Raw genomic sequence first — 7792 nt, 5'->3', positions numbered from 1 at the left:
GTTCAAGGGTATTTATCAAGTGTATGGGGCATTTCAGCAGTAATAGGACCGGCACTGGGGGGCTTGATCGTTGAATCACTTACATGGAAGCTTGTATTCTGGGTCAACATTCCTCTTGGCTTACTTTCTTTTGTAGGGATTTGGTTCTTCCTTCATGAAAATATCGAAAAGAAAAAACGTGATATTGATTACTTGGGTGCAACGCTATTAACGTTATCGATATCCACCCTTATGGTGGTTCTCGTACAAGGAGGCGTAAAGTGGTCTTGGGCTTCTACACCGGTCGTCTCTCTTGTAATAGTGGCTATTATAGCCTTTGTCTTGTTTATTGTACAAGAAAAAAGGGCGTCCGAACCGATGATGCCATTTGAAATCTGGCAGGAGCGCTCCATCTTAATCGCAAATCTTGTTTCCTTGACAACAGGGGTGATGATGATTGGGTTATCGAGTTTTCTTCCGACATTTGTTCAGGGAGTGATGGAACGTTCTCCAACAGTAGCCGGTTTTACGCTAACCGCCATGTCAATTGGCTGGCCGATTGCATCCATGTTTTCAGGCAAACTGTTATTGAAAATAGGTTTTAAGACAACTTCGCTTCTTGGAGGATGTTCGTTAATCCTCGGAAGTTCGATTTTAGTATTGATGAAGCCCGAGGCAGGGCCGCTTATCGCTGCGATGGGATCCTTCTTTGTCGGTGTGGGGATGGGCTTGACCTCGACTTCCTTTATTGTTGTTATTCAGAAAACGGTCAGTTGGGAACGTAGAGGGATTGCGACTGCTTCGAATATGTTCATGCGTAATTTAGGAAATACGGTTGGAGCGGCCTTGCTAGGGGGAATTATGAATACAAGGCTGCAGGCATATTTAAACGAGCATGCACCAGCCAATTCGGGAGTGACAATTGACACCGCAAATAAGCTATTGAACAGTAAAGAAAGGTCTTTGCTTCCTGAAAATGTTGTGAAGGTTTTACAGGAAGGACTTACATTGTCGCTACACACGATTTATCTCATTGTCCTAGTCTTTTCTGTAATTAGCTTCATATTACTGATGGGACTACGCAAGAAACAGTAGACCTGTGGCAGTCTTACTAAAGCGGCTGCTATGTGTTAAGAAATGAAATTCATAATCAAAGCAACTGTCAAATCAAAAGAAGTGAAGGCATACCAATTAATCCGACGCTTCCGGTCAATGTGCCTATAAAGGATGCTGAAAAACTGATAATCAGCAATAATATGATCGTCATAGGTATCACTCCGTTTCTTTTCACTTGTATTATAAGCGGACTTTGTTGATAATTAAATTTAAATAAATTAAATCATTAAGATAAGAATTAATTATCAAGAGGCTGGTGTGTATGTCATTTTCAGAATTTCATTTATTATCCGTACTTGCTCAGGAAATGAATATGAGAAAAGCGGCTGAACGGTTATTTGTTTCCCAACCTGCTTTATCTCAGCGTTTACAAACAATTGAAAAGGAATGGGGCTCAAAGCTGTTTCTCCGTTCGCAAAAAGGTCTTTCGTTGACACCTGCTGGAGAAGCAGTTATTCGTTTGGCCAATGAAGTTTTAGAAAAAGAAGAAAAGGTTAGAGAAAGTATCCAGGCGATGGATCATGAAGTATATGGTACTTTGAAAATTGCCTGTGCCTCGATAGTAGGACAGAATTGGCTGCCTCAAGTTTTGAAAAAGTTTGTCCAAAAATATCCGTATGCCAAAATCTCTTTAATCACGGGCTGGAGCAGTGAGATTTTAAAGTCCTTGTATGAAGGCCAAGTACATATTGGTATCATTAGGGGAGCACCAGACTGGAAAGGGGTAAAACAGCATTTATTTACGGATATGCTTTATTTGGTCGACACTGAAATGAAGGAATTGAACCAAGTATTCGAAACAGACCGGCCATTCATTCAGTTTAAAAGCGATTCAAACTATTATCAGGAAATTCAGGACTGGTGGCACCGGCAATTTAAAACGACCCCAAAAAACACCATCGTGGTCGATCAAATCGAAACATGCAAACAAATGGTGTTTAATGGGATAGGATATGCTATTCTCCCAGCAATCACTTTACATGATAAAGATACAAATATATTCAAAATCCCCCTTTTAGATGGGCATAATCATTCAATTGAACGAGATACATGGCTTTGTGGCTATGATTCTGCTTTTCAGCTTAAGCAGGTCCAAGCATTCACAGAAGTAGTGAAAGAGCATATTAGGGACCAAGGAATGTTATAGTTCATTTGCCGAAAATGTCAATGGGGTAGAATAATATATATCAATGACATTCAACTTGTCTTGCCGTCAGTTGTCTGGTAAATTAAAGACGAGTAATGATACATATTTAGGAGGGTTTTCGAGAATGAATAAAATGGATGCAAACGAAATTATTTCTTTTATCTCAAATAGTAAAAAATCAACACCTGTAAAGGTATATATCAAAGGTGAATTAGAAGGCATAGATTTTGGTCAAGCTTCTAAAACTTTCATTACAGGTAATACCGGAGTTGTATTCGGTGAGTGGTCTGAAGTTGAAGTGGCTATTGAGACAGCTGGAACAAAAATTGAGGATTATGTAGTTGAAAACGACCGTCGTAATTCTGCTATTCCTTTATTGGACTTAAAAGGCATCAAAGCTCGTATCGAGCCTGGCGCAATTATCCGTGACCAAGTGTCAATCGGAGATAACGCAGTGATCATGATGGGTGCATCGATCAATATTGGATCTGTTATTGGTGAAGGCACAATGATTGACATGAACGCAATACTTGGCGGACGTGCAACAGTGGGTAAAAACTGTCACGTAGGTGCAGGCGCTGTTTTAGCAGGTGTTATTGAGCCTCCTTCCGCGCAACCAGTTATATTAGAAGACGATGTATTAATCGGAGCTAACGCAGTTGTTCTTGAAGGTGTAAAAATCGGTCAAGGTTCAGTTGTAGCGGCAGGCGCAATTGTAACGAAAGACGTTCCTCCATACTCGGTGGCTGCTGGTATTCCAGCTAAAGTGATTAAACAAATTGACGAAAAAACTAAATCTAAAACTGAAATCATGCAAGAACTTCGTCAACTCTAATTTCTAAAGTAAATAGGTGTCAAGAGCGTGGATAACTATATCCACGCTTTCTGTATAGGGAGGGAATAAGATGGAAACAAGTCCATTTGCCGCTATCCGGCGTGATTTGCATAAAATACCGGAGATAGGTTTTCAAGAATTTAAAACGCAGCAATATCTACTGAATTACATAACGAAATTGGCGTCAGAGCGAATGGAGATAGAGACTTGGCGAACAGGGATATTTGTGAAAATAAAGGGACGGAACCCCCGAAAAATAATTGGCTATCGTGCGGATATAGACGGTCTACCGATTAAAGAGGAAACTGGATTACCTTTTACTTCTAATCATGAAGATTATATGCATGCTTGTGGCCATGATTTTCATATGAGCATAGGTCTAGGAGTTTTGACATATTTTGTAGAAAACCCGATTGATGATGACTTACTATTTATTTTTCAGCCGGCGGAAGAAGGGCCTGGTGGAGCTGAACCAATGCTGAAATCCGAAACGATGAAAAAATGGAAACCGGATATGATTCTTGCTTTGCATATAGCTCCAGAGTATCCGGTTGGAACGATTGCCGTTAAAGAAGGTCTTTTATTTGCCAACACATCTGAATTATTTATTGACCTGAAAGGGAAAGGTGGGCATGCAGCTTACCCTCATCATACAAATGACATGGTCATCGCTGCCTGCTCACTTGTCGGGCAACTGCAAACTATCGTTTCCCGCAATGTGAATCCGCTAGATTCAGCTGTCATAACTGTTGGAAAGATTACCGGAGGCACCGTCCAAAATATCATTGCTGAGACAGCGCGCTTAGAAGGGACAATACGCACTCTGAATCCTGAATCAATGGTAAAGGTTAAGTCACGGATTAAAGCACTTGTAGATGGTATTCAAGCGGGTTTTGAATGCGTGGCAGAGATTGACTATGGCGCAATGTACCATCAGGTATATAATGAGGAGCAGTTGACACAGGAATTTATGGAATATACGGAGCAGTCATCAGAGGTCGATTTATATCGCTGTACGGAAGCGATGACTGGTGAAGATTTTGGGTACATGCTTAAGGAAATTCCAGGTTTCATGTTCTGGCTAGGGGTTTCATCCGAATACGGTTTACACCACGCTAAGTTAACTCCGGATGAAAAAGCAATTGAACTTGCCATCAATCATTTAACAAATTATTTAACGTTTAAAGGGAATAAAGCTTAATTGCTTTTCCGTACTAGGATAGGAAGTGTGCTTTAAGGAGCGAGCCGCTGTATATCCTAATAGAATGAAAGATGTTGGAGGGCTTACTGTGAAAAAGGAATTTGCAGTGATTGGACTTGGTCGTTTTGGCGGCAGTATAGTCAGGACGCTAGCTGAAGAAGGTTTAGGAGTTCTGGCTATCGATGCAAATGAAGATCGTGTCAATGAATTTGCTAGAATTGCTTCACATAGCGTAGTAGGGGATACGACTGATGAAAGTGTCCTCAGAAATATTGGAATTCGTAATTTTGATCACGTCATTGTAGCGATCGGTGAAAATATTCAGGCGAGCATCTTGACGACGCTTATTCTTAAAGAGTTGGGTGTCAGCAATGTTACGGTAAAGGCGCAGAATGATTATCATGAGAAGGTACTACGTAAAATCGGTGCTGACTTTGTTGTGCACCCGGAACGAGATATGGGGAGAAGGATTGCCCATAATATCGGGTCTAATAATATTCTCGACTATTTGGAGCTTTCTGATGAACACTCTATTGTTGAAATTGTAGCGAGCCAAAAGATGAATGGGAATTCAATATTTGATCTTGATATCCGCGCTCACTACGGGCTAAATATTGTCGCTATTAAAAGAGGAAATGAAATCAATGTCTCTCCACAAGCAAACGATTTAATTCATAAAGGCGATATATTGATAGTTATTGGAGCAGATTCCGACATCAATCGTTTTGAGAAAAAGATTGTAGAATAAAATTGAGACCTCTTCCATATTGAACAGGCTCACTACTTTAGGAAGCTTTTAACCTATAGTGTATGGAGAATGAAGGAAATAGTATTAAACTAAAAAAAGCCCCAGCCAGGGTAATGGCTGGAGGCTTTTTTAGTTTATTGAACCTCCATGATGATCGGTAGGATCATCGGACGGCGTTTTGTTTTTTCATATAAGAATGGAGACAATGTATCTGTAATTTCATTTTTAATTTCGGACCATTGAGTAGTTTTACGATCCATTACTTTATTCAGGTGCTTAGTGATTAAGGATTGAGCATCGCTAATAAGGTCTCCAGATTCTCTCATATAGACAAATCCACGTGAGATGATGTCCGGACCGGATGCAATTTTGAATTCCTTCATATTAATGCTGACAACGACAACGACAAGCCCTTCTTCAGAAAGAATCCGACGGTCGCGTAAAACGATGTTTCCGATATCGCCGATGCCGCTTCCGTCAATATAAACAGAACCTGAAGGGATTTTCCCAGCGATTTGTGCTGTGTTTTCACTTAACGAAAGCACTTCACCATTATCCATGATAAAGCAATTTTCTTCAGGAACCCCGCAATCAACTGCATGGCGAGCGTGAAGTTTCTGCATCCGATATTCACCATGAATCGGCATGAAGAATTTTGGCTTAATTAAACGAAGCATAAGTTTTTGTTCTTGTTGGCCGCCATGCCCGGATGTATGAATATCATTCAATGGACCTGAAATGACGTCTGCGCCTGCACGATATAATTGATTAATTGTTCTAGAAACACTGATTGTGTTACCTGGAATAGGTGAAGAAGAAAACACAACTGTATCACCAGGTATGATTTGGATTTGACGGTGAGTACCGTTCGCAATCCGCGAAAGGGCTGCCATTGGTTCACCTTGGCTACCTGTACAAAGGATGGTTACTTTGTTAGCAGGCATCCGATTTAATTGCTGTACATCAATAAATGTATCTTTAGGAGCTACAATATAACCAAGGTCTTGCCCAATAGCAATAGCTGAATCCATGCTACGGCCGAAAACAGCAATTTTACGGCCGTTTGCTACAGCAGCTTCTACTACTTGTTGAAGGCGATGGATGTTTGATGCAAATGTTGCAAATATAATCCGTCCGTCCACTTTACGGAAAATGTCTTGAATGGTATCGCCAACGCGGCTTTCAGACATCGTGAAGTTCTGTACTTCACTATTCGTACTGTCTGAAAGTAAGCACAATACTCCTTCTTTACCGATTTCCGCCATCTTAGTTAAGTTTGCAGGTTCGCCTACAGGTGTAAAGTCGAATTTAAAATCACCAGTATGAACAATTTGTCCAGGCGGTGTTTTTACAACGATTCCATAAGAATCCGGGATGCTGTGAGTTGTGCGGAAGAAAGAGACGGAAGTTTTCCGAAATTTAATCACTTCATCTTCACTGATTTCGATCATGGTTGTTTGACGTAAAAGACCGTGTTCTTCCAATTTATTACGAAGTAATCCAAGTGCTAGCTTACCGCCATATACAGGGACATTCACTTTTCTTAATAAATAAGGAATCCCGCCAATGTGGTCTTCATGGCCATGAGTGATGAAGACACCTTTAATTTTATCTACATTTTTCTCTAAATAACTGTAGTCAGGAATCACATAGTCAATTCCGAGAAGCTCGTCTTCTGGAAATTTAATTCCAGCATCAATAACGATGATTTCGTCTTGAAATTGAACAGCATATGTGTTCTTACCGATTTCGCCTAAACCGCCCAAGGCGAATACAGCTGTTTGATCATTTTTTACAAATTTCATAAATTATAGCTCCAATACTTTATAATCTTCATTTTGTTTTTCATATTCTAAATATGCTCCAGTTACTGCTGTTACGAATTCTACGTTATAAGGTTCTTTTTTTAATTTTAAACGAACGTCACGAACGGATTCACCTTCGACAAACATTGTTTTAGTATTCTCCCTGATGGGAACCTCTGCTATGGTTACTTGATAGTATACCTTAAATACCATTTTAATCTCTCCTCACTTGTTTGCATTGCTTTTTTCATTATATATAAAAACAACAATTTTTTCATGTTTTTCAACATCATGTAAAAATAAACCCAGCTCCGCCATAAAAACGGAAGGGGTTTTAGTTAACTGATTATACCAATGTCTTAAAAGTATATAAAAAATAGTCAKCCGAATCAGGTATTCAATTCATTGCGGCCTTCTCTATTCTTTTATCCTATCCGTTTTTACTATGTGTAAAACTTAAATCGATAAAGAAAAGTTTTTGGTCAACTTTTTTAGGGTGGAAATCAGTTTGACTGCGTTTATTCTATTGTGTTACGAAGTCTTTTTTCGCAACCGATTTCTTGCTTAAAGTGTCTAACCCTTAGTACAGCGTTCCATTAAGAGACAACGCTTCATATTCCGAATGCAATATGTACTTGCTTGAAATTTTCAAAGCCAAGATAGAAGAAGGCTTAACAAGAACTTTACAACAAGGAAGAAGCCCTCCGCAAGTTTTTGAAGGGCTGTACGAAAAAAACTCGCATTTGGATGACGGCCAAGGCACAATAGGTACGGCAGTTCATGCGATTGATTTTTTTCTTAAAAGATCATTCCACTGTTTTACAAGCTTTTTACGAAGCTTTTTTAACATGGCGATCACACTCCCTTAATTATTATTGTATAGGATTATTCAATAAAGTAAATATGTCTTTACAAGTACTTGGCCCATTTTTGTAAAAAAGGCGCAATACCCAGTAGATAA

General features: G+C 39.6%; 8 protein-coding genes. 6 read left to right on the top strand and 2 right to left on the bottom strand.

The window, feature by feature from the left end; all coding sequences use genetic code 11:
• From AC1DUW_RS16810 to AC1DUW_RS16790, 5 genes are all read left to right on the top strand, one after another.
• Positions 1–1074 (top strand): MFS transporter (locus AC1DUW_RS16810; RefSeq protein ID WP_477643015.1); only part of this gene is annotated, 1074 nt, incomplete at its 5' end.
• A gap of 283 nt (positions 1075–1357) precedes the next feature.
• Entirely contained in the window at positions 1358–2242 is an 885-nt protein-coding gene (locus tag AC1DUW_RS16805) for a LysR family transcriptional regulator (RefSeq protein WP_053345155.1), read from the top strand.
• A 124-nt stretch (positions 2243–2366) separates the two neighbouring features.
• Complete coding sequence (dapD, locus tag AC1DUW_RS16800) at positions 2367–3077, top strand: 2,3,4,5-tetrahydropyridine-2,6-dicarboxylate N-acetyltransferase (protein ID WP_053345156.1); 711 nt, start codon at positions 2367–2369, stop codon at positions 3075–3077.
• 70 nt (positions 3078–3147) lie between these two features.
• Entirely contained in the window at positions 3148–4278 is a 1131-nt protein-coding gene (locus AC1DUW_RS16795; RefSeq protein ID WP_053345157.1) for an N-acetyldiaminopimelate deacetylase, read from the top strand.
• An 88-nt stretch (positions 4279–4366) separates the two neighbouring features.
• Entirely contained in the window at positions 4367–5026 is a 660-nt protein-coding gene (locus AC1DUW_RS16790) for a potassium channel family protein (protein WP_083450891.1), read from the top strand.
• 134 nt (positions 5027–5160) lie between these two features.
• Here the strand turns inward: AC1DUW_RS16790 and rnjA are convergent, their stop codons facing one another.
• Both rnjA and AC1DUW_RS16780 read right to left on the bottom strand, forming a co-directional pair.
• Positions 5161–6831: a ribonuclease J1 gene (gene rnjA / locus AC1DUW_RS16785; RefSeq protein ID WP_053345159.1), complete on the bottom strand. Its 1671-nt coding sequence runs from the start codon at positions 6829–6831 to the stop codon at positions 5161–5163.
• 3 nt (positions 6832–6834) lie between these two features.
• Positions 6835–7044, bottom strand: a complete 210-nt coding sequence (locus AC1DUW_RS16780; RefSeq protein WP_053345160.1) for a DNA-dependent RNA polymerase subunit epsilon — start codon at positions 7042–7044, stop codon at positions 6835–6837.
• A gap of 416 nt (positions 7045–7460) precedes the next feature.
• Between AC1DUW_RS16780 and AC1DUW_RS16775 the strand changes: the two genes are divergently transcribed.
• The gene (locus AC1DUW_RS16775) at positions 7461–7700 is read left to right on the top strand and encodes a hypothetical protein (RefSeq protein ID WP_053345161.1); all 240 of its coding nucleotides are present in this window, start codon (positions 7461–7463) and stop codon (positions 7698–7700) included.
• The last annotated feature ends 92 nt before the right edge of the window (positions 7701–7792 follow it).

Source organism: Peribacillus sp. P4_C12, assembly GCF_056402095.1.
Note: the sequence above shows the minus strand (reverse complement) of the source record. Positions and strands in the feature narration are given on the sequence as shown.